Origin of the sequence: Micromonospora sp. NPDC049679, assembly GCF_040659735.1 — a bacterium.
GTDB lineage: Bacteria > Actinomycetota > Actinomycetes > Mycobacteriales > Micromonosporaceae > Micromonospora_I.
Map to the genome: position 1 here is coordinate 15,619 of NZ_JBFANZ010000005.1, position 25,944 is coordinate 41,562.

Annotated in this window: 23 protein-coding genes and 2 pseudogenes; 4 read left to right on the forward strand and 21 right to left on the reverse strand. The window is 71.2% G+C overall.

The features are described from left to right. Positions 1-83 precede the first annotated feature (83 nt). On the forward strand, positions 84-635 hold the full coding sequence (locus AB0J06_RS05100) for a TOPRIM nucleotidyl transferase/hydrolase domain-containing protein (RefSeq protein WP_357424783.1): 552 nt from the start codon (positions 84-86) through the stop codon (positions 633-635). Positions 636-788: 153 nt separating this feature from the next. Here AB0J06_RS05100 and AB0J06_RS05105 read toward each other — a convergent pair. From AB0J06_RS05105 to AB0J06_RS05130, 6 genes and pseudogenes are all read right to left on the reverse strand, one after another. After that, a pseudogene (locus AB0J06_RS05105) lies at positions 789-899 on the reverse strand (IS6 family transposase); the annotation flags it as partial. 265 nt (positions 900-1,164) lie between these two features. Continuing rightward, positions 1,165-1,716, reverse strand: a complete 552-nt coding sequence (locus AB0J06_RS05110) for a hypothetical protein (protein ID WP_357425059.1) — start codon at positions 1,714-1,716, stop codon at positions 1,165-1,167. 161 nt (positions 1,717-1,877) lie between these two features. Then, positions 1,878-2,750: a universal stress protein gene (locus AB0J06_RS05115; RefSeq protein WP_357424785.1), complete on the reverse strand. Its 873-nt coding sequence runs from the start codon at positions 2,748-2,750 to the stop codon at positions 1,878-1,880. Then, positions 2,747-3,721 (reverse strand): nitroreductase family protein, encoded by a 975-nt coding sequence (locus tag AB0J06_RS05120; protein WP_357425061.1) that lies wholly within the window; start codon positions 3,719-3,721, stop codon positions 2,747-2,749. The genes AB0J06_RS05115 and AB0J06_RS05120 overlap by 4 nt, the downstream gene beginning before the upstream one ends. Continuing rightward, positions 3,718-4,098: a universal stress protein gene (locus AB0J06_RS05125; protein ID WP_357424787.1), complete on the reverse strand. Its 381-nt coding sequence runs from the start codon at positions 4,096-4,098 to the stop codon at positions 3,718-3,720. Before AB0J06_RS05125 ends, AB0J06_RS05120 begins: the two co-directional genes overlap by 4 nt. A 6-nt stretch (positions 4,099-4,104) precedes the next feature. Further along, complete coding sequence (locus AB0J06_RS05130) at positions 4,105-5,109, reverse strand: nitroreductase (protein ID WP_357424789.1); 1,005 nt, start codon at positions 5,107-5,109, stop codon at positions 4,105-4,107. 239 nt (positions 5,110-5,348) lie between these two features. Between AB0J06_RS05130 and AB0J06_RS05135 the strand changes: the two genes are divergently transcribed. Beyond that, positions 5,349-5,987 (forward strand): response regulator transcription factor, encoded by a 639-nt coding sequence (locus AB0J06_RS05135; RefSeq protein WP_357424791.1) that lies wholly within the window; start codon positions 5,349-5,351, stop codon positions 5,985-5,987. An 8-nt stretch (positions 5,988-5,995) separates the two neighbouring features. Here AB0J06_RS05135 and AB0J06_RS05140 read toward each other — a convergent pair whose 3' ends face one another. From AB0J06_RS05140 to AB0J06_RS05155, 4 genes are all read right to left on the reverse strand, one after another. Further along, positions 5,996-7,729 (reverse strand): GAF domain-containing sensor histidine kinase, encoded by a 1,734-nt coding sequence (locus AB0J06_RS05140; RefSeq protein WP_357424793.1) that lies wholly within the window; start codon positions 7,727-7,729, stop codon positions 5,996-5,998. A 271-nt stretch (positions 7,730-8,000) separates the two neighbouring features. Continuing rightward, entirely contained in the window at positions 8,001-8,303 is a 303-nt protein-coding gene (locus tag AB0J06_RS05145) for an HPF/RaiA family ribosome-associated protein (protein WP_357424795.1), read from the reverse strand. Positions 8,304-8,428: 125 nt separating this feature from the next. Continuing rightward, positions 8,429-9,319, reverse strand: a complete 891-nt coding sequence (locus AB0J06_RS05150; RefSeq protein WP_357424797.1) for a universal stress protein — start codon at positions 9,317-9,319, stop codon at positions 8,429-8,431. 32 nt (positions 9,320-9,351) lie between these two features. Beyond that, positions 9,352-12,090 carry a GNAT family N-acetyltransferase gene (locus AB0J06_RS05155; RefSeq protein ID WP_357424799.1) on the reverse strand — a complete coding sequence of 913 codons (2,739 nt, stop codon included), beginning with the start codon at positions 12,088-12,090 and terminating at the stop codon, positions 9,352-9,354. 185 nt (positions 12,091-12,275) lie between these two features. On the opposite strand from AB0J06_RS05155, the gene AB0J06_RS05160 reads away from it, so the two are divergent. Further along, a complete protein-coding gene (locus tag AB0J06_RS05160) occupies positions 12,276-12,980 on the forward strand; it encodes a CBS domain-containing protein (RefSeq protein ID WP_357424802.1) in 705 nt (234 codons plus the stop codon). 156 nt (positions 12,981-13,136) lie between these two features. Here the strand turns inward: AB0J06_RS05160 and AB0J06_RS05165 are convergent, their stop codons facing one another. The 7 genes and pseudogenes from AB0J06_RS05165 to AB0J06_RS05195 form a co-directional block, all read right to left on the reverse strand. Then, a complete protein-coding gene (locus AB0J06_RS05165) occupies positions 13,137-13,307 on the reverse strand; it encodes a hypothetical protein (protein WP_357424804.1) in 171 nt (56 codons plus the stop codon). 171 nt (positions 13,308-13,478) lie between these two features. Further along, entirely contained in the window at positions 13,479-13,934 is a 456-nt protein-coding gene (locus AB0J06_RS05170; RefSeq protein WP_357424806.1) for a DUF6069 family protein, read from the reverse strand. A 141-nt stretch (positions 13,935-14,075) separates the two neighbouring features. Beyond that, the gene (locus tag AB0J06_RS05175) at positions 14,076-14,228 is read right to left on the reverse strand and encodes a hypothetical protein (protein ID WP_357424808.1); all 153 of its coding nucleotides are present in this window, start codon (positions 14,226-14,228) and stop codon (positions 14,076-14,078) included. A 5-nt stretch (positions 14,229-14,233) separates the two neighbouring features. Beyond that, entirely contained in the window at positions 14,234-15,232 is a 999-nt protein-coding gene (locus AB0J06_RS05180; protein ID WP_357425063.1) for an RNA polymerase subunit sigma-70, read from the reverse strand. A gap of 78 nt (positions 15,233-15,310) precedes the next feature. Beyond that, positions 15,311-15,466: pseudogene (locus AB0J06_RS05185) on the reverse strand (IS5/IS1182 family transposase); the annotation flags it as partial. Positions 15,467-15,995: 529 nt separating this feature from the next. Continuing rightward, complete coding sequence (locus tag AB0J06_RS05190; protein ID WP_357424810.1) at positions 15,996-16,169, reverse strand: hypothetical protein; 174 nt, start codon at positions 16,167-16,169, stop codon at positions 15,996-15,998. Between the two features lie 400 nt (positions 16,170-16,569). Continuing rightward, entirely contained in the window at positions 16,570-16,989 is a 420-nt protein-coding gene (locus AB0J06_RS05195; RefSeq protein WP_357424812.1) for a DUF1232 domain-containing protein, read from the reverse strand. 1,056 nt (positions 16,990-18,045) lie between these two features. Here AB0J06_RS05195 and AB0J06_RS05200 point away from each other — a divergent pair. Next, positions 18,046-20,289, forward strand: coding sequence for a penicillin acylase family protein (locus AB0J06_RS05200; RefSeq protein ID WP_357424814.1), 2,244 nt, complete (start codon positions 18,046-18,048; stop codon positions 20,287-20,289). A gap of 108 nt (positions 20,290-20,397) precedes the next feature. Here AB0J06_RS05200 and AB0J06_RS05205 read toward each other — a convergent pair whose 3' ends face one another. From AB0J06_RS05205 to AB0J06_RS05220, 4 genes are all read right to left on the reverse strand, one after another. Further along, positions 20,398-22,449, reverse strand: coding sequence for an acyl-CoA dehydrogenase (locus tag AB0J06_RS05205; protein WP_357425065.1), 2,052 nt, complete (start codon positions 22,447-22,449; stop codon positions 20,398-20,400). Continuing rightward, entirely contained in the window at positions 22,449-22,706 is a 258-nt protein-coding gene (locus AB0J06_RS05210) for a hypothetical protein (RefSeq protein ID WP_357424816.1), read from the reverse strand. Before AB0J06_RS05210 ends, AB0J06_RS05205 begins: the two co-directional genes overlap by 1 nt. 199 nt (positions 22,707-22,905) lie before the next feature. Continuing rightward, positions 22,906-24,978: a penicillin acylase family protein gene (locus AB0J06_RS05215; protein WP_357424818.1), complete on the reverse strand. Its 2,073-nt coding sequence runs from the start codon at positions 24,976-24,978 to the stop codon at positions 22,906-22,908. A 101-nt stretch (positions 24,979-25,079) separates the two neighbouring features. After that, on the reverse strand, positions 25,080-25,694 hold the full coding sequence (locus AB0J06_RS05220) for a GNAT family N-acetyltransferase (RefSeq protein ID WP_357424820.1): 615 nt from the start codon (positions 25,692-25,694) through the stop codon (positions 25,080-25,082). Positions 25,695-25,944: the final 250 nt, after the last annotated feature.

The following is a 25,944-nucleotide window of genomic DNA, read 5'->3' on the forward strand; positions in this document are numbered from 1 at the left end:
GCGGGGCGTTCGATGGCCACTTGGGTGGCAATGCCGCCTCGATCCGGGCGACGGCCCACGCCCTGGCGAAGGTCGAGTCCGCCGTGGCCGTGCTGCTCGTAGAGGGCATCAGCGACCAGATCGCGCTGGAAACGGCCGCCGTGGGCCGCGGCCGGGATCTCGAGGCGGAGCGCGTCGTGATCGTACCGATCGGCGGAGCGCACGCGATCGGCCGCTTCCTGACAAGGTTCGGCCCGATGCGTGCCCAGGTGCGACTTGCCGGTCTGTGCGACCTGCGTGAGGAGGAGCTGTTCCGACGCGGACTGGTCGCGACCCATGTCGGCTCACCCCGCACCCGCACCGACATGGAACAGCTCGGGTTCTACGTCTGCGTCAACGACCTGGAGGACGAGCTGATCCGCGCCGTGGGCACCGCACGGGTCGAAGGGCTCTTCGACTCCCAGGGCGACCTCCGATCGTTCCGCTCGTTTCAGAGCCAGCCCGCCTGGCGCGGCCGGGATCCCGAGGCACAGATGTACCGGTTCGTGCGCAGCAGCTCGCACCGCAACCTGCGCTACGCACGGCTGCTCGTCGAGGCGGCAGTTGACCGGAATACCTTGCCTGAGCCGCTGGACGCACTGCTCACCGCCGTTTGACCCCGCCGAAGGTCAAGCCCCCTCGACCGCCGGCGCGAAAGGTGCCCGAACCAGCACCGCCACTACCGCGCGGTTGGACGCCTTTCAAGACATGCGGTACGGCGCCGTTGCGTTGTGGAACCGGCGGACGTGTTGAACCCGCCGGGTCGGCGGTCAGATCGCTTGGGCGAGTTCGGTGAACGCGGCGGCGATCCGCAGGGCCGGTGGTGCGTCGAGTCCGAGTTCGTAGTGGCCGCGGCGAAGGTTCTGGATGAAGGCATGCCCGGTGATGATCAGCAGTTCTTCAACGTCGCGACAGGACAGATTGAACCGCAGATACCAGCGCACCGCGACAACGATCACCTCTGGTGGGAACCGGAACCAGCGAACGCCGACGTCGGAGGCAGCCACGGGCGAGGAAGGATCGACAGCTTCACCGGTCAAGCCTGCCTCGATCATGCCAACGCCCAACGCAACGGAGCCGCGGGGCCGGCGCAGACACCAGTAACGGGCCGGGCAGTTGCGCCCGGCCCGCCTGTCGGTGTCGGTGTTACTTCAGCCAGGGCATCCGCTGCACGAGCGGGAGCCGAGCCCAGAGCTTGCCCAGGCCCAGGGTGTCGCCGGCGGCGATGAGGGCGAGGCCGGTAAGGACGGTGGCGTTGATGAGGTGGTCGTCCAGGAAGGGGTTGGTCTCCGGGGGCAGGACGGCGGTCCACATCATCACGTAGAGCAGGCCACCGGCGACCGCGGCGACCCGTAGGCCGATGCCGAGCAGCAGGGCGACGGCCATACCGGCGAGGCCGGCCATGAACAGCCAGTCGGCCCAGGCGGCGCCGGCGATGTCGTTGTAGAAGCCCTTGAAGGGGCCGGCGGCGCCGAACTTCAGGAAGCCCTGGGTGGGGTGTCCGCCGTTGATCCAGGCGGCCTTCGCCTCCGTGCTGTGGCCGAGGCCGAAGGTCTTGTCGAGGAAGGCCCAGAGGAAGGTCCAGCCCAGAGCCAACCGGACGGCGGCCCAGACGTACCGGGTGGCCTTCTGGCGGGTCGTCTCGGTGGGCTGGTTGACCGCCGGAGCGGTCAGTCGGCGTGTGTGCCGCTCGGCCATCGCGGTCATGGTCGTCACGTCCTCTCTCAGTGCTCCGATGTGATCGTCCGGAGCTACCTTTATTCCACGCTTCCAACGACGGAGGTGGCAGGGCCGGCGGTCCTCAGTGGACCGGGACTTTCGACCTGTCGTGGCTGGGGCCGGTTGGCCACCGGAGATGGTCAGGTCGAATGCGGGTGCGGGCGCGCGACCAGCACGGGGCAGTGCGCGTGGTGCAGCAGGGCCTGGCTGACCGAGCCGAGCAGCAGACCGGTGAACCCCCCGCGCCCGCGCGCGCCGACCACCACCAGGTCAGCGTCCTGGCTGGCCTCTGCCAGGGCGCGCTCCGGGGTAGGGGTGTCGAGCAGCCGCTGCTCGAGCGTGAGCGTCGGGTGCCGCTCGCGGACGTGTGCGGCGGCGTCGGCGAGCAGGCCAGCTGCCATCTCCCGGGCGGCGTCGGCGTCCGTGTCGTGCATGGTTTGCGACGCCTCGGGCGACCAGGCGTGGATCATGATCAGACTGGTGTTCCGCCGAGCCGCCTCGTCCGCGGCGAGATGCAGTGCCGGCACGCAGCCGGCTGAGCCGTCGACGCCAACCACCACGGGCGCAGACGACGACAACGCCCGGTCCGGTGGTCGCACCACGAGCACCGGGCAGTGCGCGTGCGCGGCGACCTGCGCGCTGACCGAGCCGAGTAACAGTCCGGAGAACCCTCCAAACCCCCGATTGTCGACCACCACCAGCTCCGCGTGTCGCGACTCGTCGATCAGGCTGACGGCGGGACCACCCGGGACCTGACGCGTCTCGACCGTCAGACCGGGCCAGCTCGCGCGCAACTTGTCGGCGGTCTCGGCCAGCATGCGCTCGGCTTCCGGCGTCGGGTGGGGCAGTCCGACCGCGTACGGGTCGATCCCGACGCCATATCCGAAGGGGTGCAGGTAGGCGTGGACGAGATGCAGGGGCAACGACCGGCTGACGGCCGCTGAGGCGGCGTGTTCGGCGGCGACGACGCTGGCGGCCGATCCGTCAACACCGGCGATGACGGGCTTCTTCATGGTTCCTCCGATTCGCTGTCGATGACGTCCGGGGCGTCACGGCGGGGTGTGGGCCAGCCCGGCTCGCCGTATCCGATGCGCATGACCATCTGTGGCGTGCCGAACCGTCCGAGGGCGAGGCGCAGTTGTTCGCGGGCGGCGGGCACGTCGATGGGTTGGGAGAGCATCGATACGGCGAGGCCCGCGGCGGTGGCGGTGAGCAGCACCCGCTGCAGGGCCTGCCCGGCGGTGATCTGGTCGGTGGCGGTGTCGCCGGGGGTGCCGAGGACCGCGACGAGCGGTTCGGGCTCGAAGTCGCGGCCGGGTGCGCGGGTGTGCACGGCGAACGGCCGCGCGGGGAGCAGGTCCTGTGGTTCGGGGGCGGGGCCGCCGACGTCGACCGGTACGCCGTCACACGCGTTGCTGTCGCGGGTCCACCGGGCGACCTCGGCCCGGTAGTCGGGGTTCCGTTCCAGGACGCGGTTGGCGCTGTGGGCGATCTCGCCGAGTGCGCCGACGGCCGTCGGGCCGATGACGAGTTCCAGCCAGGCGCCTTCGGCGCGGGCGGCCTCGATGAGCCGCCACCGCACGTCGGCGGGGACGGGGGTGGGCCAGAAGGGTGCGCGGTTGCTGTGCCGGCGGGCGATGGCCGCGTACAGGCTCTGCTCGCCGGGTGTGGCGGGTCGCGGCCGGGCGGGTGTCAGCCGCGCCACCACCTCGGGCTGCCCGGGGTACGGTCGCAGCCGGGTGTCGGCGGGGCTGCCGGCGACGGCCAGCGCCAGGCGCAGGTTGAACACGGCCGCCCCGCAGGCCAGCCGGGTGCCCCAGCCGCTCGGGTCGGCCACCGGCAGCGCCCGGCTCGGGTCGATGAGCACCTCGATGCCCCCGTCGCGTAGCCGGAACCGCCACGGCTGGCTGTTGTGCAGCGACGGCGCCCGGATCGCCGCGGACACCGCGGCTCGCAGGTCGCTCTCGGTGAAAGCCACGGTCAGCATGTTTGTCCTCCTTGCGTGTCCCAGTCGTGCACGACCGCGACGGGGCAGCCCGCACCGTCGAGGGCCCCGTCGGCGACGGCGTCAGCGGCACCCTCGACGAGCAGGTGCTCGGGCCGGCCCGGCAGAACACGCAGGGTGACCCGGTCGCCGCCCAGGCGAGTGCGGGCGCTGGTGACCGCACGCGCGAGGGCGGGATCGACCAGTTCCGGCAGGCCGGTCGGGGCGGCCGGACCGCGGCTGGCCAACACCGAGTCGGGTCGACAGGCGTGGCACAGCACGAGGCGCGCGCCGGACGACAGCGCCTCGTTGGTCGCCCACGCCAGCGCGTGCCAGCCTCCGCCGCCACCGAGACCTACCACGATGGTTGGTCGCACGGCCCTTCACCTCCTTGCTGTCACCTCGATGACCTCGGCCGGGTCGCGGTGCGGCACCGGCGGCAGGCCGGCGGGATCCGCCCCCACTCCCAGCCGCACGACCAGGTAGGGCTCGCCGATTCCCGCCAGCAGGTCGCGCATCAACCGGCGCGGCCATGTCTGTTCGATCGCGTCGCTCAGCGGCGCCGCCGACAGGCCTTCGACGACGGCGGTGAGCAGGAGCGCCGACAGCGCCTCCCCGCCGCGCAGCCACGCCGCGCGCTCGTCCTGCTGGCCGAAGAGGATCGCGTACGTCGCGCCGCGGTCGTTCTCCTCGCCCATCTCCAGTCCGGGCTCCGCGCCGAGCGCGTAGTCGCGGATCGGCACCCGCCGTGAGCGTTGCCGCACCGCGGTCGACGGCGGGACCCCGTCGCCGCTGTCCGCCGGCCGGTTGGTCCACCGCATCAGTTCCGCCCGGTACGCCGGGTCGGCCAGCTCGGTCGCGGCGGCCTGAGCGGTGGCGATCGCGAGCATCGGCATCTGATCCATCCGCACCATGTGCAGGAAGGCGTCGTTGGCCTCGGCCGCCAGGCGCAACCGGGTCAACGCCGCGGCGGGCACAGGGGTGTCGCCGAACCCGCGTCGGTCGGTGCGTCGTAGGGGAATCGCGTCATACAGCCGCAGGTCCTCCGGGGCCGGATCCTGCCGTGCGACCACGCGGATGCGGGCCAGCACGTCGGGATCATCGCGCTCGGGAAACCGTGCGATCTCGATCTGGAACCCGGCCGCGCCCAACGCGACCCGCGCGTGATGCAGCGCTGCCCCGCAGCTGATGAGCAGCAGCCGCCCCTCGGGGTCGATGACCGTCAGCTGCCGGTCCGGGTCGGCAAACAGCTCGAGCGTGTCTGCGGTGATGCGCCACCGCCACGGCTGGGAGTTGAACACCGACGGCGCGCGCAGGGCCTGCTGGGCAGCCTGGGTCAGCGCTGTGACGATCTCGGCGGGTTGGGGCGTTGCGGGTGTACTGGTCATCGGGGATCCTCCTCGCTGATGTCACACCAAGGCTGTCCCGCGTACGCCGGATGCGGACAGTGCCGCACGTCCCGTCCCCCCGGGCCTACCTGCCCCCGCCATGCTGCCCGAATCGGCCGTGGCGGGGCACCGCGAAGGGGTCGCGCGCGAGCGGACCCGCCGGGAGGGGCGGTACTGCCAGGGTCAGAAGGACCTTTGGCCCTGGTCAGTCCAGCGCGGTCGTCCGGTAGAAATAGGAGGTGATTCGTGTCTTTCTTCTTGACGACCATGAGGTCGTCCGCCGTGGCCTGGCCGACCTGCTGCAAAGTTCCGGGGACATCGAGGTGGTGGGTGAGTCGGGTTCGGCGCAGGAGGCGACGCGACGTATCCCGGCACTGCGTCCGGATGTGGCGATCCTCGACGCCCGGCTGCCCGATGGCAGCGGCATCGATGTGTGCCGCGATATACGGGCCGTCGATTCCTCGATCAAGGGGCTGATCCTCACGTCGTACGAGGATGACGAGGCGCTGTTCGCGGCGATCATGGCCGGTGCCGCCGGGTACGTGCTCAAGCAGATCCGCGGCAACGATCTCGTCGACGCGGTGCGTCGGGTGGCGGCCGGGCAGTCGCTGCTCGACCCGGCGGTGACGCAGCGCGTCCTGGAGCGCATCCGCTCGGGAGTGGAGGAGCCGCGCGAGCTCAAGGCGCTCACCGAGCAGGAACGGCGGATCCTGGAGCACGTCGCCGAAGGGCTGACCAACCGGGAGATCGCCGGGAAGATGTTCCTGGCGGAGAAGACGGTGAAGAACTACGTCTCCAGCCTGCTCGCGAAGCTGGGTCTGGAGCGGCGCACGCAGGCGGCGGTGCTGGCCACGCGGCTGCTGGGCGAGCGCCGCTGACGCCCCGGTCAGTCGCGCAGCGGCACACTCCAGCGCAGCACGGTGCCCGACGGCTCATTCGGCTGTACCTCGAACTCCCCGCCGTGACCAGCCGCGCGCTCACGCATGTTGATCAGCCCGCCGCGGGCGGCCGCCGGGTCCGTGCCGACGCCGTCGTCTCGGACCGTCAGCGTGAGGCAGCCGGCCTCGACCTGCACGCCCACCGTGACCCGGCTCGCGTGGGCGTGGCGGGCGGCGTTGGAGAGCGCCTCCTGCAGCACCGCGAGCAGGTCCGGGCGAACAGCATCGGGCACTGCGCTGTCGATCGGGCCGGACGTCTCCAGCTTCGGCCGGAATCCCAACGGGCCGGCGGCCGCCTCGACGGTGTCGCGCAGTTCGGTGCGCAGCGCGGCGCTCATCGGCGTACGCAGCTCGAAGATCGCTCGGCGGATGTCGCGGATGGTGGAGTCGAGGTCATCGACGGCGGCGTTGATCCGCTTGGCGACGTCGGCTCGGACGGTCAACGGCACGGTGCTCTGCAACTGCAGGCCGGTCGCGAAGAGCCGCTGAATCACCACATCGTGCAGGTCACGCGCGATCCGCTCCCGATCCTCCAGGACGACGAGCAGCTCCCGCTCCTCCTGCGCCCGGGCGCGTTCCATCGCCAGCGCCGCCTGTCCGGCGAAGCTGGCCAGTAGCGGCACGTCGTCGTCACTCTGCCGCGTGTGACCGGCCGGATGGGCCACGATCAGCACGCCGTGCAGAATGCCGCCGGCGGCAAGCGGCGACACCACGGCCGGTCCCGCGGTCACCGGGATCGGCCAGGGCGCCGCTTTTGCCAGGCTTTCGATCACCGCGTGTCGGCGGCCGGTCACCGATGCGGCGAAGGTGGTCTCGGTGGCGGGCAGGACGGTTCCCAGCAGCTGCGCAGCCTCACTAGCCGCCGCGTCGATGACCTCGACGGTGAACTGGTCGGCGTCCTCGTCGTAGAGCAGCACCAGGACCAGTTCGGCCTCAGCCACCTCGCGTGCCCGGCGGGCGACCAGCCTCAGGGCGTCGGTACGCCGGACCTCCCCGAGCAGCACACCGGTGATCTCGGCGGCGGCGGCCAGCCACCGCTCGCGCCGGTGGGCCACGGCGTAGAGGCGAGCGTTTTCGATCGCCACACCCGCCGCCGCTGCGAGCGCCACGACGATCTCCTCGTCGTCCTCGGTGAACTCGTCCGCGCCCTGCTTCTCCGCCAGGTAGATGTTGCCGAAGATTTGCTCGCGGATGCGGACCGGGGCACCGAGGAAGCTGTGCATCGGGGGATGGTTCGGCGGGAAGCCGTACGACTGCGGATGTCGGGTGATGTCGGGCATCCGCACCGGGTGCGGCTCGGCGATGAGCAGCCCGAGCACGCCGCGCCCGTGCGGCAGGTCACCGATCAGCGCGTGGGTCTCGGCGTCGATGCCGTGGGTGATGAAGTCCGTCAATAGCCGGTCCGGCCCGACCACGCCCAGTGCCCCGTACCGGGCCCCGACCAGCTCGCAGGCCGCCTGCACGATCCGCTGCAGCGTACTGCGCAGATCCAGGTTCGTGCCGATGACAACTACCGCGTCGAGCAGCGCCCGCAGTCGCTCTCGGCTGGTGACGACCTCGCCGACCCGGTCGAGCATCTCCTGCAACAGCTCATCGAGGCGCACCCGCGACAGCGGCGTCAGGCCGAGAGACGGGCTCTCCCGCTCGTTGTCGCTGGTCGGAGGGGTTGTTGTCGCGGACATGCTCGAATGCTACAAGCACGGCACTGCAGCACATCCGGCACGAGCGACCGAACGAGGCGGAAGTCGTCGTTGCAACGGAGTCCCCGCTCGGTCTCGCCGCTGACAGACCTGTGTGGGCAGAGGCGGCTCGCGTACATGACGAAAAGCCTCTCTGTCGCGTCCCTCAACGATCCGGTGATGCGCCAGGTCTCCTCCGTTCCGATACCGCAGCTTCGCCGTGGCGATCCGGCACTGTGGGTCCGCCCGGCCCCGCCGGGCGGAACCACAGTGCTCAGTGCCGTCCGAAGCGGGCGAGTTGCCCGCGTAGGCGGTCCTGCATGAGATCCACCGCTTCGCGCAGTGTCGGCGCCTCGGCCCGGGCGTGCACGTCGGTGCCGTTGACGTCGACATGGACCCGGGCCACGGCGGTGTGCGGCGTCGCCGCCGAGTCCAGGTGCAGGCGGGCGAACAACACGCGCGCGGGCGAGTGCTGCAGTGCGACCTGTACCTTCCCGGTGGCGTAGTCGGCTACCTCGTCGCACCCCTCGCCGTGACCCTGTAGCTGCACGGTCGGAAGCGGCTCCCGCGTTGTCATGACTGATCCCCAATCCGGCCGCCCGTGAGCGGCTCGCATGATCACGATGGCTGGTGCGACGCGGTCGCGGCAGAGTCTTGTGGCCCGGACGGCCAGGGACCGAGGTCCCTGGCCGGAAACCTGGGTCAGGCATCGTCGGACGCCGCGGTGGCGGTTGGCATCTCCCGGACCACCGCGACAGGGCAGTGGCTGTGGTGCAGCAGTTGCTGGCTGACCGAGCCGAGGAGCAGGCCCCGGAATCCGCCGCGGCCACGGGAACCGACGACGACAAGTTGGGCGTTGCGGCTGGCGTTGACCAGGACGCGGCTGGGGCTGTCGGCGACGACTTCAGCGGTGACCTGAACCTGCGGGTACTTGTCCCTCCAGTTGCGCAGCAGGTCGTCGAGAGCGTCCCGCTCGGCAGCGCTGATTTTGGCGGGGTCGTAGGTGAGCGGGGTGTACTGGGGCGGCGGTGGGGTCCAGGTGCGGATCACGTGCAGGTGCACGTCCCGCTCGGTGGCCTGCTCGATGGCGTACCCCAGCGCCAGTAGCGAGCAGGGCGAGCCGTCGACGCCCACCACGATGTGCCCCCGACGCTCCGTCGGCTCGCCGCGGACCACGACGACGGGGCAGTGGGCGTGCGCGGAGACGGCCACGCTGGTGGAGCCGACGAGGAGGTCGGCGAAGCCGCCGTGTCCCCGGTTGCCGAGGACCACCAGGGAGGCCTGCCGGGATTTCTCGGTGAGCGTGACGGCCGCCGGTCCGTCGACGAGCACGCCGGTGATGGTGACGTCGGGATGGGCTTCGGCGGCCTCGGCGGCCGCGACATGGACCATCGCTTCGGCGTCGCGGCGCGCGGTCGCGTCGGGCCAGTTGGCGACCTCGGGTGCGATCGGTGCGGCGACGGCAAACCATTCGAAGGCGTACGCCAGCAGCACGGGCGCGTGGGTGCGGGCGGCTTCGTCAAGGGCCCAGGTCAGCGCGGTCTGCGACTGCGGGGATCCGTCGTAGCCGACGAGGATCGGTCGGGTGGTCATGAGAGCCTCCATTGAGATGCGCGTGGACGGGCTCACGCGACGGGGCGTAGGCGCCGCAGCGTGGGGTCGGGTTCGGTGCCGATGGGTTCCAGGCGGAGCTTGGCGTCGATAGCGAGCGCCCCGTCGGGGCTGACAAACACCGGGTTGAGGTCCAGTTCGGCGACCTCGGGTAGGTCTTCAGCGAGGCGGCCCAGGCGGAGCAGCACGTCTTCGACGGCGGCGGTGTTCACGGGTGGGGCACCGCGGTAGCCGGTGAGCAGCGGTGCGCCACGCAGGGATTGCCACATGCGGCGGGCGTCGAGGTCGGTCATCGGCACGAGCCGGAACGCGCGGTCGCCGAGCAGGTCGGTGTGCACGCCGCCGAGGCCGGTCATGACCAGGGATCCGAAGAGTGGGTCGTGGACGATGCCGGCGCCCAGTTCGACATGCCCGCGCAGCATGGGTTGGACCAGTGCTCCGGTGCCGGGGCGCCCGGCGGCGGTGACCGTGCGGTACGCGGCGCGGACCTGGGCGGCGTCGGTGAGGTCGAGCTGCACGCCACCGGTGTCAGACTTGTGCACCAGTTGCGCGTCCGCGGACTTCAGCGCCACGGGGTAGCCCAATCGGGCCGCCGCGTCGACGGCGCTGCGCTCGTCGGTCACGGTTACGGTCGTGAGCAGCGGGATGCCGTACGCGGCGAGGATCCGGGCGGTGCGGTCCGCCGGCTGCCAGCCCGGTCCCGCGGCCAGTGCCTCGACGACGGCGGCGCGGGCGTCCGCCGTGTTCAAATCGGACAGGCGGGGCCGGGCCCCCAGCGGCTCGCGTCGCCAGGCCGCGTAGCGGGCGGCCTGGCCGAGGGCCCGCACGGCACGCTCGGGCAGGTCGAAGACCGGCGCGCGGCGCGCACCGAGCACCGGCGGTGGGTCGGTCATGCCCATGACGACGGCGGCGACGGTCAGCTCGGGGCGCGCGTCGATCACGGGGGCGATCGCGGCCAGGGTCGCGGACACGTCGTTGGCGCGAGTGGCGGCCACGACGGCCAGCAGCACATCGACCTCACCGCTGTCGGCCAGCATCCGCGCGGCCCGGGTGAACGCTTCCGGTGTGGCGCCGGCCCCCAGGTCGAGGGGGTTATCGTGACCGGCGGCGGCCGGCACTGCGGCGGCGAGCCGCTCGCGCAGCCCCTGGCTCAGCGGCGGCACGATCAGGCCGGCGGGCTCGGCGGCGTCGGCGGCGAGCACGTTGACCCCGCCGGCGTTGCCGACGATGGCCAGCCGGTTGCCGGCCGGCAGCGGTTGGCCGGTGAGCAGTCGGGCGGTGTCGAGCAGGTCGCCGAGGTTGTCGGCGCGGATGACGCCGGCCTGGGCGAACAGCGCCTCGATGGTGACGTCCGGGGCGGCGGCCGCGGCGGTGTGCGAGGCGCCGGCGCGTTGCCCGGCGGTGGAGCGGCCACTCTTGACCGCGAGCACGGGCTTGCGGCGGGCGAGAGCTCGCACCGTGCGGGCGAAGGTGCGGGGGTTGCCGAACGATTCGAGGTAGAGCGCGACGGCGGTCGTGGCGGGGTCGTCGTACCAGTAGGCGATCAGATCGTTGCCACTGACGTCGGCCTTGTTGCCCAGGGAGACGAAGGTGGACACGCCGCAGCCGGTGCGCGCGGCGTGGTCCAGCAGCGCGATGCCGACGGCGCCGGACTGGGAGGCCACGGCGAGGCCGCCGGGCGGCGGTGCGGTCGGGGTGAAGCTGGCGTTGAGCCGCACGGCCGGGTCGGTGTTGACGATGCCGAGGCAGTTCGGTCCAACCAGCCGGATGCCGTGCTCGCGGGCGATCCGGACGAGCTCGGTCTGCCCGGCGCGCCCTTGTGCGCCCGCCTCCCCGAACCCGGAGGTGAGCACCACCGCGGCGCGCACGCCGGCTTCGGCGGCGTCGGCCAGCGCGCCCACGGCGGCCTCGGCCGGCACGGCGATCACCGCGAGGTCGACGTGGCCCGGGACCCGGGTCAGCGACTGGTACGCGGGGACCCCGTCGATCTCGGTCGCATAGGGGTTGACCGCGTAGAGCTCGCCGGTGAAGGCGTACTCCCGCAGCGCCCGCAGCGTCTCGTGGCCGATGCCGCCCGGCCGACGTCCCGCCCCGACGACCGCCACGGAGCGCGGCGCCAGCAGCGGACGCAGCGACGCGCGCTCCGCGGCGCGCTGCCGCTCGTCCATCGTGCGTTGCGTCGTCTCGTCGACGCCGGTCGGTATGCCGACGTCGATGACGCCGTCGTCGAAGCGGGACCACGATCGTGCGGTGAGATCGTGCGCGAGCAGGCGCATCTGACTGTTACCCGGCAGTACGTCACCCACGAGCTCCGCCACGCCGTGCGCGCGGGCACAAGCGGCCAGATGCTCCAGCAGCAACGTGCCGATTCCCCGCCCGTGCTGCTGCTCGTCGACGAAGACCGCGAACTCGGCCCGCCGCTCGACGTCGCCGCCACGCTCGTACGACGCGACGCCCACGATGGCGCCGGCTTCGGTCGCGACGAGCACCTCGTGGTCGGGGCTCGCCGCCCGGCACAGCCGCTCGACCTCGGCGGTGATCGTCGCCGGGCTGGGGCCCATGAAGAACCGCATCCGCAGGCTGCGGACGGAGGCCCGCTCGTACAACGCCGTCAGTGGCCGCTCGTCGACGGCGCGCACGGGACGGATCCGGATGATCCCGCCATCGGCGGTCAAGGCGTCGGCGCCGCTCGCTTCGCGGCCCCGCGATCCGTCGTTCGGCTCGGCGGTCGCTCTGGGTGCGGTGGTGGTCACGGTCGGCCTCCCTGGACATCGGACTCCGTCGACTCCAGCCAACGCCAGCCGACGTGCTGCGAGACAGGGCCATCCGACCCGGATGTGGGCTGCCACAGGTCCCCACAGGAGCGGTCTGTCGGCTCTCACCGGGGCCCTCGGCCCCGCCATAGCCTGAGCTCGGAGCGACCTGGAGGAGGTTGGCGATGAGAACATGGCAGGTGCGCGACGTGATGACCACGGACGTCGCGACGGTGGGGGAGAAGACCCCCTACCGGAAGATCGTTGATGTGATCACGGGCCGGCGCGTCAGCGCCGTACCGGTGGTTGATGACTTCGGGCACGTGCGGGGCGTGGTGTCCGAGGCCGATCTGCTGCACAAGGTGGAGTGGATGGGCGAGCCGCACGAGCGGCGCATCTTCGAGGGACACCGGCGCCGTAGCGCCCGGGCAATGGGCGAGGCCGGCATCGCGCGCGACCTGATGACCGCGCCGGCCGTGACGACGTTCCCGCACACCTCGCTCGTGGCCGCCGCGAAGCTGATGGACCGCGAGCAGGTCAAGCGCCTCCCGGTCGTCGACGATCTCGGCCGGGTCGTCGGTATCGTGACCCGCAGTGACCTGTTGAAGGTGCACCTGCGCCCCGACGCCGACATCCGCCACGACGTCGCCCAGGAGGTCCTGCACCGGGTGCTGGCCGTCAAGGACGGCACGGTCCGCGTCGAGGTGCACAACGGTGTCGTCACCCTGACCGGCCAGCTGGACCGGCGAACCACGGTTGACATTGCCGGCCGGCTCGCGGGGCGGGTCAGCGGAGTAGTCGAGGTGGTCAACGAGCTGCGCTACGAGTTCGACGACACGGTGCTGGCCGGTATCGACTCCTGGCCCGGGGTACCGACCGGCATCGCCTGACACCGGCCACATACGAGGGGACGCCCCGTTCTGCGGGGCGTCCCCTCGTATGTGGGAATCATGCTTGGCGAGCGGGTTGCGCCGGGACCTCGGGGGCCGGCGCGGGCACCGGGATGACGACGACGGGGCACGTTCCCTTGCGGATGCACTCCTCGCTCACCGAGCCGAGCACCGCCGGGTGTGACCGTGGCTGCCGAGCACGAGCAGATCCGCCGCTGTCGCGGCAGCCGTGAGCACGTCCGCGGGCCGGCCCTCCAGCACATGTCCGACCCGATTCGAGCCGGCGGAGCTGAATGCCGCCTGGCGAAGTACATGTCGACGGTTCACGTCATCTCGCCAGAGTTGGTCTTCATCCCGCAAGGTGCCTGTGTGCTTATTCGCACACGCGACTCAGCTTTCGAATTGACCAAGAAAAGGAACCTGGAATGGAGGGTGGGAGCACCGGGGCCGCGTTAGTGCGCACGCCCTTACGCCGCGCGTTGTCCCGTTGCGGGATCGTCAATCGGTCCGGGTGCGGAGGCTCCGCGCCAGGGTGGGGATCATTACCGTCGCAGGGACGAGGTGTAGCCCGAGGAGGGCGGTGGTGGTGGCGGTGTTTGCCCCGGAGAGGAGGGGCGGGACCAACGAGATCGCGGTCAGCGACACTGCCGTCCACACGAATCGCTGGGCGGGGCGAGCGCTCCAATGAAGAAGAGCGACGGCAATGACGATGCCCACGACCGAGAAGAAGCCGGTCACCACGGCGAACCCGGACAACGGGATCGTCTCGCCGCCATCGGGGACCTCGAAATCGACGCCAACGGCCTGGGCAAGCGCAGCGGCGAGGGTGGTGGCCACCATCGCTGCGAGCGTGGCAATGAAGCCGGTGACGGCGAGCCCGCGGAGTCGGTGGGTGTGGCTGGTCTGGCCCGATGCCGGGCCTGCGACGACCCCGGTGTCATTCATGCTGTTCATGTCGTTCCTCCATCATTCGGTAACTGGCGTGCGGGGTGTGTTGACTGGCATGTGACGGTCCTGGCCCTGGACGTGACGATGCGCACCCTCGCCGTGCGACGGCCGGGGTTTCCGCAGGGCGCGGACGCCGGTGCCGCGGAGTCAGACCCCGGCGTCGCGTCCGAGGACCGGCCCGGGCTCGCCGTCGCGCAACTCCAGCTGCACCCGCCCGCGGGTGACGACGCCGAACGCGTCGCACCGCTCCGCCGCGATCACCGCGACACGCCCGCCACCGCGCAGCGCGAGCGTCCACACCCGGACTACTCCGTGCCGTCCGCCGGCAGGCGCTCCGGCAGCCCGAGCCGCGGGAACTGGTCGTCGTGGAACGTCACGATCTCGGTGATCGCCCCGCCGGTGACGCGCAGGACGTCGATCGTCAGCGGCAGGTACGCGCCCTCCTGCTCCCGCCAGAGGTAGAAGGCGGCGGCGGGCTGCCGGTTCACGGACGTGAGGACGCAGCGCAGCTGCCCCAGATCCTCGAAACCGTCCTTGACCCAGCTGTTCACCACCGTGTCGCGGCCGACGTACAGGCCTGGCGTGGGCGGCATCGAGCAGCGGACGTCGTCCCGGAGCATGGCAGCGAGACCGTCGACGTCCTTGGCCACGCTCGCGTCGGTATAGCGGCGCACCAGCTCGCGCGTCCCGGCGTCCTCCTCGCCGCCGGTCCAGTCCTGCCGCTCGGCGGGCAGGTGCTCCCGCATGCCGGCGCGGGCCCGCTGCAGCGCGCTGTTCACGGAGTTGACGGAGTCCCCGAGGAGCTCCGCGACGTCCTTCGCCGGCCAGCCGAGCACGTCCCGCAGGATCAGCACGGTCCGCGGGCGCGGCGCGAGGTGCTGGACTGCGACCAGGTACGCCAGCTCGATCGTCTCCCGCGCGACGGCGACGGTCTCCGGCTCGTCCGCGTCGCCCGCGGGCAGCTCGTCGAGCAGCCGGTCCGGGTAGGGCTGCAGCCACAGCACCTCGCCGCCGGTCGCGGGCTCCGGGCGGCGCTTGGCGAGCAGGTCGAGGCAGGCGTTGGTGGCGATCCGGTACAGCCAGGCCCGGAAGGTCGACCGCCCCTCGAAGGTCTCCCGCCGCCGCCAGGCACGGAGGAACGTCTCCTGCACGGTGTCCTCGGCGTCCTCGAACGACCCGAGCATCCGGTAGCAGTGCACGTGCAGCTCCCGCCGGTGCCGCTTCGCCAGCCCCGAGAACGCCGGCTCGTCGACCTCGCCCAGCCCGCTCACGCCCAGCTCCTCCAGCCGCATGTCCGCACTCATCACGTCATCCTTCCGCCTCGTCGTGTCCTGTCGTAGGTGTGACGGGTCCGGGCGTGACAACTCATCACTAGGGGTGCCGCCGTTGCGCAGGTGGGCCAGGGCGAGCAGGGCCTGCCGGCCGGGGTCGAGTCGGCGCCAGCGCGATCGTCGCTGGTGGCGGTGGGTGCGGATCAGGTCGGCGAGATGGTTCATCGATCGGGTGGACAGCGGGATCGAGGCGGGGTAAGCCAGCAACGAGGCTCCCGGTAGGGGCATCTTCCTTGGTCGATTGCTTGTCTTACCGGGAGCCTCGCCTAACCTGGCTACCGACCTTCACCACGCCACTGAGCTGCACCATCAGGTTGGAAATGGCTTATTGCCGTGGTCTGGCGAGCGCATGAGCGCGGCCCCGCAGGTGAAGCTAAGTCGCGGCGGAGCAGTCCCCGCCCGCTGTCCCGGTCTACCCGGCTACGCAAACTATGAGCCCTTCGGTGTGTCCCGCGGAGGGTGTCTCCGATCTCCGCCTCTGGCTCGGAGATAGTGGTCGCGGGTGACGTGATCACGGCGCCGCAGCTCCACGACGTCGTGCCGATCGGCCTTCGGCCAATGCCGCTCGCCTCGTGACCTGTGTGGACAGGTGAATGCCAGCGGGCCGGGTCACCCCGACGCGGCACGGCGAGCTCGTTGCGTTGGCGGCACGAGCGGACCGAGCGGCGCGGTGAGGTCACTCACGGACGCCGACGCCGGCCCCCGGTGGCGGCGACCGGCGTCCCGTGGCCGCGCGTCAGCCGTCGGTACGCTCCTCGGCGATCACCTGCGCCCGCAGCTTCACCAAGGCACGGAGGGCCAGGCTGTACATCTCGATGCTCTTCTCGCTGTGCGTGTCGATCGCGGTCCTGAGCTCCTTGAAGGTCTTGGCCACGACCTCGTCCAGGGTGTTCTTGTCGATGCCGTTCATCGCTGTCCCTTCGTCTCGGTTCGATCGGGCCGACGTTCGCACCGGCCAATGGGTGATGCTCTGCCACGGGGCGCAGCTCTGCATGCTCTGCGTCCCCCGACACACCGTCAAAGATGCGGTCGTGGTGGGCTGCAGGCTCTGTCGAAGGGAGGCCGGGACCGTGCGACCGTCGACCAGGAAGTCGGCCCCGCCGCGCCGGGACCGTACCGGTAGCGGCCCGGTGCACGCCGGTAGCGGGCCGGCGAACGGTGAGCGGCGACGGCGTCCCGTCCCCACACTTGCGCTCTGGCGGCTCGTGACGGGTGGTGAGCACGGCCACGCACCGCCTCCGTACGGGCAGTCCCGCTGCGCCGGGAACCGCTGGGCGAGATGGTCCGGGGTGTCGCGGTTGCTGCGCCCGTTACGCCTGTAGCCGGCGCTTCTTCCCCGGCCCAGGTGAGCCCAGGAGCCGTTCGAGCAGGCGCGGTTCGCCGGGCCACGCGGCCAGCAGCACGTCGCGGGGCACATGCCGCCCGGCGTAGCGCAGCGCGAGGGCGACGACCACGATGTCGTCCAGCGGGCCGATGATCGGCAGGAACTCTGGGATCAGGTCGACGGGGCTCGCCACCCACAACCCGGCGATCACCACAGCGATCTTCGCCCGGCGGGGCACGCGCGGGTCGGCGCGAAGCCGCCGCACCGTGGTGACGCAATCGGGAATGAAGGCGGCGAGGTCCCGCATGATGCCCGGTGGCAGCCGCCGGGCCAGCATCACCAGCAGCGCCCAGCTGAGCAGAACGCACAGCACGGCGATGCTCAAGCCGAGTAGCCAGTTACGCATCAGCGCCTACCTGTCCTCGATAGCCGTTGACTTCAGTTCCCAGCTTGGAACACCGCCGCGGCGGGCGTACGGGGTCTCTGGCGCTGATCAGCGCGGCCACCCACGCGATCGTAGCGGCAGCGAGTTACGGGGACTCCCCGACTAGGTCGCTTTGGCCGGTCTCGCGGCGGGCCTGGTCACGATGCTGGTGCTCGGCTACCGCATGTGGTGGCAGCGGCGGCCCACCAGCGCCGCGCGGTGGCGCCCCGGCCCGGCCTACGGCCCCCGGCGCACTGCGGGCGCTGCCCTGGACAGCGCTGGACGCCGTAGCGGTGGTGGCGATCGCGGTCGGGCTCTTCCTGCCCCTGCTGGGGATCAGTCTGCTCGCGTTCCTGCTCGTCGACACCGCGCTGGCCGCGTACCGGCGGCTCACGACCCGGACCGCCTGATCCACCGGTGGCGGTGACCTCGGCGGGCGAGGGTTGCCTGGTGAGCCGGTCCCGGCTCCCGTCAGCTGCTGGAGGCGCAGGGTCAGGACCTCGCGTTCGGCGGTCGCGATACCGAGTAGTCACGGACGCGGCGAGCCACCGCCCGGATCCACTCGCTCTCGCAACCGCCACGCCTGGAGGGCAAATATCTGTCTACCTCTATTGCCGCGCCATCGAGCGAGTGGTAGTCATTTGAGAGCAGATTGATCACCAAGCGGCCCAGGAGGCGGCGATGATCGTTGCCGTTCCCCGGCCGAACGGTGGCCGTCACCGACCAGCCATCGGACCGCGTCGTCGCGTACGGCCGCCCGCGCACACGAGCGGTCGGCCTCACGACGATCTGTGTCCGGTCGCGACCGACCCGCGATCGTTCGGAATCCGTGCCGCGGTGATCGTATCGATGCGTCGGGATGAGACGCCGCGGATTCAGCAACGTGGACTGGCAGTAGCGCTGCGGAGAGAGATGGTCTTCGCGGCACCGATCGCCGCCGTTACCGCCGGGAACGGTGGTGGGGCGCCACTCCCACCACCGTCACAGATCGCGTAAACGCCGCATGATCCCTTGACCCCGAGAAAGGCGGACCAACTCATGAACCAGCCGCAGAACGAAGGGGTGAGCCGGCGCCGCGTCCTGGGCGGAGCAGCCGGACTGGCCGCTGGAGCCGCGGCCGCCGCAGCGCTGCCATCCGGCGGCGCGTCCGCCGCTCCCGCGAAGAACGCACCCGACCTCGCCCGCTGGCGTCGGCAAGCCGCGCACGTGACGATCACCCGCGATGACTGGGGCATCCCGCACGTCGTGGGCAGGACCGACGCCGATGCGGTGTTCGGGATGATGTACGCCCAGGCGGAGGACGACTTCAACCGGATCGAACGCAACTACCTGGTGAGCCTCGGCCGGCTTGCCGAGGCCGAGGGCGAGAGTGCGATCTGGCAGGACCTGCGACAGCGGCTGTTCGTCGACCCCGCGGTGCTGAAGAGGGATTACGCGAAGAGCCCGGCCTGGCTGCGCACGCTCATGCAGGCCTGGGCGGACGGGCTGAACTACTACCTCGCGACCCACCCCGAGGTGCAGCCACGCGTGATCGATCGGTTCGAGCCGTGGATGCCGCTGAGCTTCTCCGAGGGCAGCATCGGCGGCGACATCGAGCGCGTGCCGCTCAGCCAGCTCGAAGCCTTCTACGGCAGGCGTGCGGTGCCGATGACCGATGAGGAGCGCGGGCTGCTGTTCCGCGAGCCCAGTGGCTCGAACGGCATCGCGATCGCGCCGAGCCACACCCGGGACGGCCACGCACTCCTGCTGATCAACCCGCACACCAGCTTCTTCTTCCGGTCGGAGCAGCATGTGACGAGCGGGGAAGGGCTCAATGCCTATGGGGCCGCCACCTGGGGACAGTTCTTCATCTACCAGGGCTTCAACGCGAACACGGGCTGGATGCACACGTCGAGCGGCGTCGACAACGTCGACGAGTTCGCCGAGACGATCGTGATCGGGGCGGATGGTCGCCGCTCCTACCGCTACGGCAGCGCGCTGCGGCCGGTGACGACAAAGACGATCACCTTGTCCTATCGCACCGCGGATGGCGGGCGGGCGCAGCGCAGCTTCACCACCTTCGCCACGCACCACGGCCCGATCGTGCGCGAGGTCGACGGCAAGTGGATCGCGTTCGCGCTGATGAACCGGCCCCTCGAGGCGCTGCAACAGAGCTTCCTGCGCACCAAGACGCGGGATTACGCGGACTTCATCCAGGTCGCAGGTCTCAAGGCCAACAGCTCGAACAACACCCTCTTCGCGGACTCGAAGGGCGAGATCGCCTTCCTGGTGCCGCAGTTCATGCCGGTCCGGCACGATCGCTTCGACTATCGCAGGCCCGTCGACGGCAGTGACCCGGCGACCGATTGGCGCGGGCTGCACAGCCTCAACAGCCTGCCGCAGGCGGTGAACCCGAGAAATGGCTGGGCGTTCAACGCGAACAACTGGCCCTGGACCGCGGCCGGCGCGGACAGCCCCCGGGCCGCCGATTATCCACGCTACTTCGACCAGGCCGGTGAGAATCCGCGCGGGCCGCAGGTGATCCGGGTGCTGACCGCGCGGCGCGACTTCACCCCGCAGACGCTGATCGCAGCCGCCTTCGATCCGTACCTCACCGCCTTCGTCCGGCTCGTGCCGGGGCTCGTCGCGGCGTGGGACAAGCTGCCCGAGGGCGACCAGCAGAAGGCGGAGCTCGCCGGCCCGATCGGCGTGCTCCGCGGCTGGGACTACCGCTGGGGCGCGCAATCAACCGCGACGTCGCTGGCCGTGTTCTGGGGTGAGGCGCTCTGGGCGCCCTTGGCCCAGGCGGCGAGAGACGCGGGCATGTCGATGTGGGATTACCTGGCCGAGCGCGCGACCGACGCGCAGCGGCTCGCGGCGCTGCAGGCGGCGGTGGAGCGGCTGACGCAGGATTTCGGCAGCTGGCAGGTGCCCTGGGGTGAGATCAACCGCTTCCAGCGCAACGACGGCGCGATCGTCCAGACGTTCGACGACGACAGGCCGAGCATCCCGGTGCCCTTCACCTCCGCGCAGTGGGGCTCGCTCGCCTCGTTCGGGGCGCGGCGCTACCCGGGCACGAAGCGCTACTACGGCACCAGCGGCAACAGCTTCGTGGCCGTCGTGGAGTTCGGGCCGAGGCTGCGCGCCTGGGCGGTAACGGCGGGCGGCGCGAGCGGGCATCCCGACTCGCCGCACTTCAACGACCAGGCGGAACGCTACGCGAGCGGCAACCTCCGGCCCGTCTATTTCTATCCCGATGACCTCAAGGGCCATGTCGAGCGGAGCTACAAGCCGGGGAAGTGATCAGTCGCCAACGGGGGAGGCGCTCCTCGAAAATTGGAACGGCTGCCGGCCGTGTCGGGTCTCACGCCGGTCCCGATACCGTTCTGTCACGCAGGTCCCGAGCACCCCTCACTGCGCGGGGGCGATCTCCAGGTCGGTGGCGCTCTCCGATGGGGTCTGCGCGCCCTCGGCCTCGGCGCGCACCGCGGCGTCGCGGGCGGCCATGGCCTCCTGTCGGTCGTGCTCCTCGGACAGGATCGCGGCGGCCTTCCACTCCTCGGGGATGGCGAACGCGTCGACCAGCGTGATCATGTGCGGCCGCAGCTCGTGGAGCAGTTGGTTCACCGCGGCGGTGAGCATCTTGGCGCGGGTGGGGGTCAGCCGGGCGTGCTCGAGGAACCACGCCTTGTCCTGCTCGATGGTCGACAGTGCGTAGAGGTCGCAGACCTTCTCGAGCAGCGCCTTCGCGGCGGGGTCCGTCGTGCGCTCGATGCCGGCGACGAACGCCTCGAGCACCACCCGGTCGATGTGCGCCTGCGCGGTGCGCAGCACGTGGTCCTGGACGTTGTTGAACATGTCGAACGGCTTCATGCCGTCGGTCGCCGCGTTATTGCGCAGCCGCCGGATCGCGCCCTCGATCACGTGCTTCTCGCGGTCCTCGAAGGTCTTCAGCTGCCAGCCGCGGTCGAGCATCGGCACGTCGTCGTCCCGCCCCGGGACGGCGTCGACGAGCCGCTGGATCAGCCCGCGGGCCGCCGTCCGCTCCAGCACCGTCTCGCGGACCAAATCGGCGATGAAGCCGATCCTGCCCCAGCCGTCGAGCGAGCCGAACGCGTCGCGGTAGCCGGTGAGCAGGCCCTTCGCGACCAACTGCAGCAGCACTGTGTTGTCGCCCTCGAAGGTGGTGAAGACGTCGGTGTCGGCCTTCAGGTGCGGCAGCCGGTTCTCCTGCAGGTAGCCGGCGCCGCCGCAGGCCTCCCGGCAGAGCTGGATCGTGCGGGTGGCGTGCCAGGTCTGCGCGACCTTGAGCCCGGCGGCGCGGGACTCGATCTCGCGTTGGGCGGCCTCGTCGATCTCCTGGCCGTGCTCGTGCACCGCCGTCTGGACGTCGTGCATCTGGCTCACCAGCTCGCCCTGCGCGAAGTGCAGCGCGTAGGTGGTGGCCAGCGCCGGCAGCAGCTTGCGCTGGTGCACGAGGTAGTCGTTGATGACGATCTCGCGCCCCTCGCCGGGAGCGGTGAACTGGCGGCGGATGTCGCCGTAGCGGACCGCGATGTCGAGCGCGAGCTTCGTCGCCGAGCCGGCCGAGCCGCCCACGCTCACCCGCCCGCGCACCAGCGTGCCGAGCTGGGTGAAGAAGCGCCGGGTCTCGTTGCCGATGCTCGACGTGTAGGTGCCGTCCTCGGCCACCTGCCCGTACCGGTCGAGCAGCATGTCGCGGGGGACCTTGACGTGCTCGAAGGTCAGCCGGCCGTTGTCGACGCCATTGAGGCCGGCCTTGGGGCCGGCGTCGCCGATGGTCACGCCGGGCATCGGGTTGCCCTGCCCGTCGCGGATCGGCACCAGCCAGGCGTGTACCCCGTGGTTGGTCCCTTGGGTGATCAGCTGCGCGAAGACGACGGCCATCCGCCCGTCCTTGGCCGCGTTGCCGATGTAGTCCTTGCGCGCGGCCTCGTGCGGGGTGTGCAGGTCGAACGTCTGCGTATCCGGGTCGTAGGTGCAGGTCGTCCGCAGCTGCTGGACATCGGAGCCGTGCCCGGTCTCCGTCATCGCGAAGCAGCCGGGCAGGTCGAAGCTCATGATGTCGCGCAGGTACCCGTCGTGGTGCCGCTTGGTGCCGAGCAGCTGAACGGCGCCACCGAACAGGCCCCACTGGACGCCGGCCTTGACCATCAGCGACAGGTCGCCGAAGGCGAGCATCTCGATCGAGGTGACCGAGCCGCCAGCATCGGCCTCGCCGCCGTACTCCTTGGGAAAGCCCAGGCAGACCTGGCCGGAGTCGGCCAGCTTCTTCGCCATACGGGTGACTCGCTCGCGGGCTTCCTGCACGCTCTCGCCGTAGACCGGGACGAACTCCTCGTCGTGCAGCTTCTCCCGGGCGTCGCGGCGCACGTGCGCCCAGCGGCCGTCGAGGACGTCGCGGATCTTGGCCGGATCCACGCTCCTGGGCACGGTGCTGATCACTTCTCCTCCTGAGGTGTGACGCCGGAGAGTCCGGCCCGGGCCAGATCGGTCAGGTGGGCTGCGAGTTCGCTGCGGAGCATGGGGCGTTCGGCGCGGAGCCACCAGTCGGCGGCGTCGTCAGGCTGGTGCGCCTGCTGCAGCGCGACCGCGACGAAGCCGGCCGCCCGGTCGCCGACGAGGTCGGACAGGCTGCTCAGCGGGTCGCTGCCGGCGGGCCGGTCGAGGGACTGCGGGTGGACAACCAATTTGATCATACGCACTCTGCGATTCACGGTGTCAATGCCATCCGCGTCGCTCTCGGGCCCGCTGGCCCACGTCGTGCCATCGGAGTGCGAGCTCATGCCCCCAGAATGTGGCGCGGCGCCGGGTCACCCAGCCGTGCACCAGTTCGGCGTGGGGCCGTGGGTCGAGCACGACGAGCGACAGCTCGCCGAAGCCGGGGAGCTTCTCCTGCTAGGTCACGCGTTCCTCGTCGCCCGGTTGTCGAATCAGCTCGCGCCAGTCCGTGACCACGGGGATGAGCTCGCCGCCGGCCCACAGTGGTAGCTGGTCGGTGAAGTGCGGGTCGCCGGGGCGTCCGGAGGCGCCGAAGGGGACGATCCAGCGGCTGTCCGCGCGGTCGGTCAGGTTCCACACGTAGCGGGCGACCGGCCCCCGCCAGCACGCGTCGGACACCCCGGGGACGCTGGACGTGGCGAGCACGCAGTCCGTGTCGCCGCCCAGCGTGACCCGCGCGCGCATGGCCTCTACCGCGGCGTTGACCGTCGGATCCACCCCGAGGTGGACCGGGTGCAGCGTGTGGCGTCGTCCCCACTCCCCGGGTGGTCCGTCCTGCGCCGTCTCCTCCAGCGCCGCCGCCGCTACCGGTCCGATCTCCCCGCCGAGGCGGTGCAGCCCGGTGACCACTCGGTCGAGGGCATGGCCGATGCGGGACAGCGGGTCGGTCCACGGCGCGAAGAGTTCGTCGAACGCGCTCGGGGCGTGCAGTGGGCGCAGGCAGGGGTGGTCGTGCAGCCGGCGGACCAGCGCCGTACGCCACGCGGCGAACGCACCGGCGTCCGTGCTGTCGGCCTGCATCCGCCCGTCCCAGGCGATCAGCCGCTCCCGCAGGACGCGCGCCGGCCCGCTGAGACCGTCGGGCTCCAGCCGGCCGAGCACGCCGCGCAGGGCCGCGGCGTCCAGCCGGGTGTCCATGTGTACGACCTCCGCCTCCACGCCCTCGGCCAACAGGGCTCGGATGCGGCGGGCGCGGTGCGGTGGGGCGAAGTCGGCGCCGAGGTTGGCCACGTCGTCGCGGCGGTCGTTGGCGCAGACCGCGAACCCGTCGACCTCGGTGCGGGTCAGCGGCGCGTAACCGCCCCGCCACCGGTATCGCGGATCCCACCCGGGCACCGGCTCCCGTCGGCACCGGTCGTCGCGGACCGGAACGAGCCCGGCGACCAGTTGCTGCACGTGCCCGCGCCGGTCCGCGACGAGCACGCTGTTGACCGGCTCGACCCAGCCGCGCAACGCCTCCGCCACGTCGTCGACGCTCGTGGCCTGCAGCATCGGCAGCAGCGCGTCGAAGCCGAGGCTCTCCTCCGCGCGGCTGGGGGTACGAAGGCTGATCGCCTCACCGGTGCCCCGGTCATGGTCGATGACCGGTCCGCGGGCCGTCTCGATCACCTCGACGGACTCCGGCTCGCCACCACGGATCTCAATCCGTTCGACGTGGCACTGCGCGGGCACCCAGCCGTCCGCCTCGCGGACCAGGATCCGGTCGCCGTCGCGGCGCAACTGTTCGCGGTAGAGGTCCTGGTAGTCGGCCATCGCGTTGGTGATGGCCCAGGCCACCTCGCCGGCGTGACCGAAGTGGGGAAGGCCCGGGACGCCGGGAAACGCGAAGCCGAGCACGTCGAACTCGGGGCAGGCGAGGCGTACCTGTTGGTAGATGCCGGGCAGTTCGAGAAGCCGGTGGGGGTCGCCGGCGATGACCGGTGCCCGGCCGGTCGCGGGGTCGCCGGGCAGCGCCCAGGCGTTGCTGCCGGATCCGCCGGGGCCCTCGAGGGCGAACAGGTCGGTCGCGGTGGGACCGAGGGTGGCGGTGACGTGGGCGTGCCACAGCTTGTTGGGGAAGGTGGCGAAGAGCACGTGCTGGACGAGGAAGACAGCCAGCGGGGACCACGGCCGCCACCGGCCCGGCGCGCAGCCGACCGTCGCGAACTCGGGTGCCGCGGCCGCACCCTCGGCGAGTCCCTCGTTGACCCCGTCGACGTAGGCGGTGACCCAGCGTCGGGTACGCGGGTTGAGCCGCTCGAAGCAGCGTCGTGCGGTGTCGTCGAGGCGGGCGCGTCGGGCGAATCGGTCCCAGCCCAGCTCAGCGGGGCCGACGTGCTGCGCGAGCCGGCCCTCGGAGCGCCACCGCTCCACCTCGATCTGCCAGGCACGGTCGGTGCCCGCGACGCGGCCCTGCAGCCGGGCGAGGTCGTCGACCGTGTCGGCCCGTAGGTGCGGAATTCCCCACGGATCCCGATAGATGCCGCTCACCGGATCGCCGGTCGGACGTGCGGCAATGGCGCTCCCCACAGAATTGTCAACTTAGGCTGACCCCGTCCGGCCGCCGGCCAGTTCCGTCGCCGACCGGACTGTCATCCGTCGAACACCGCCCGGTCCAGGAACATCAGCTGGGCTCGCTTCTCAGGCAGGTCGATCTGTGGCCCGGGCACGAAACCCGCCCGGATCAGGCGGGCGATGGCTTTGTCGTTGCGTGCGTCCGGCTCGGCCACGATCCGGCGCCGGCCCGGGTCGGCCAGTACGAAGGCGAGAAACGTCGAGAGGACGGCGGCGGTGAAACCCCGCTCGGTGCGGCCGGAGGGTGTGCCGATCAGCAGGTGGATACCGAAGTCACCGGGTTGGACGTCGTAACACTCGCCGACCGGGTCGGCCGTCGGTTCGTACGTCTGGAAGAGCGCGACCGGTTCGTCGTCGCGGTGGATGAGGTAGGCGTGGTGTGTGGTGAGGGAGTCCAGGTACTCGTAGATCTCCAGAACCCGTTCGCGGTCCGCGTCGAGCATGCCCCAGAATCGCGACCGTTCCTGAGTGACCCAGTCGTGGATCACATCGATATCGTGCACCGGCTCCACGGGCCGGATGCGGACGGTGCCGAAGCCTTCGATCTGCCGCTCGTACCACGTCGGACCGGGGACGTCTCCGGTCGAGGGCCGGTCGTGGGCATCGCGGGCCACGGGGTGACGTGCGTCCATGCCGCAGACCGTACCCGATCCGTCCATCCGGTCGGCGGCCCGGGAGGCCGGCGCTCCACCACAATGGACGGCCATGTCGTGCCGCGGCCATCGGTCTGCGCGGCAGCGCCAGCTCCTCGCGCGACTCGGCGCGGTTGAGCGCCTCAACTAGTCCGATGCAGCTCGCCGAGATCCGGTCGACCTCGCCGGGATCGGGGGTGCGGGTCGTGAGGTGCGCGGCCAGGCGGCCCAGGGCGGACTCCGCTGACGC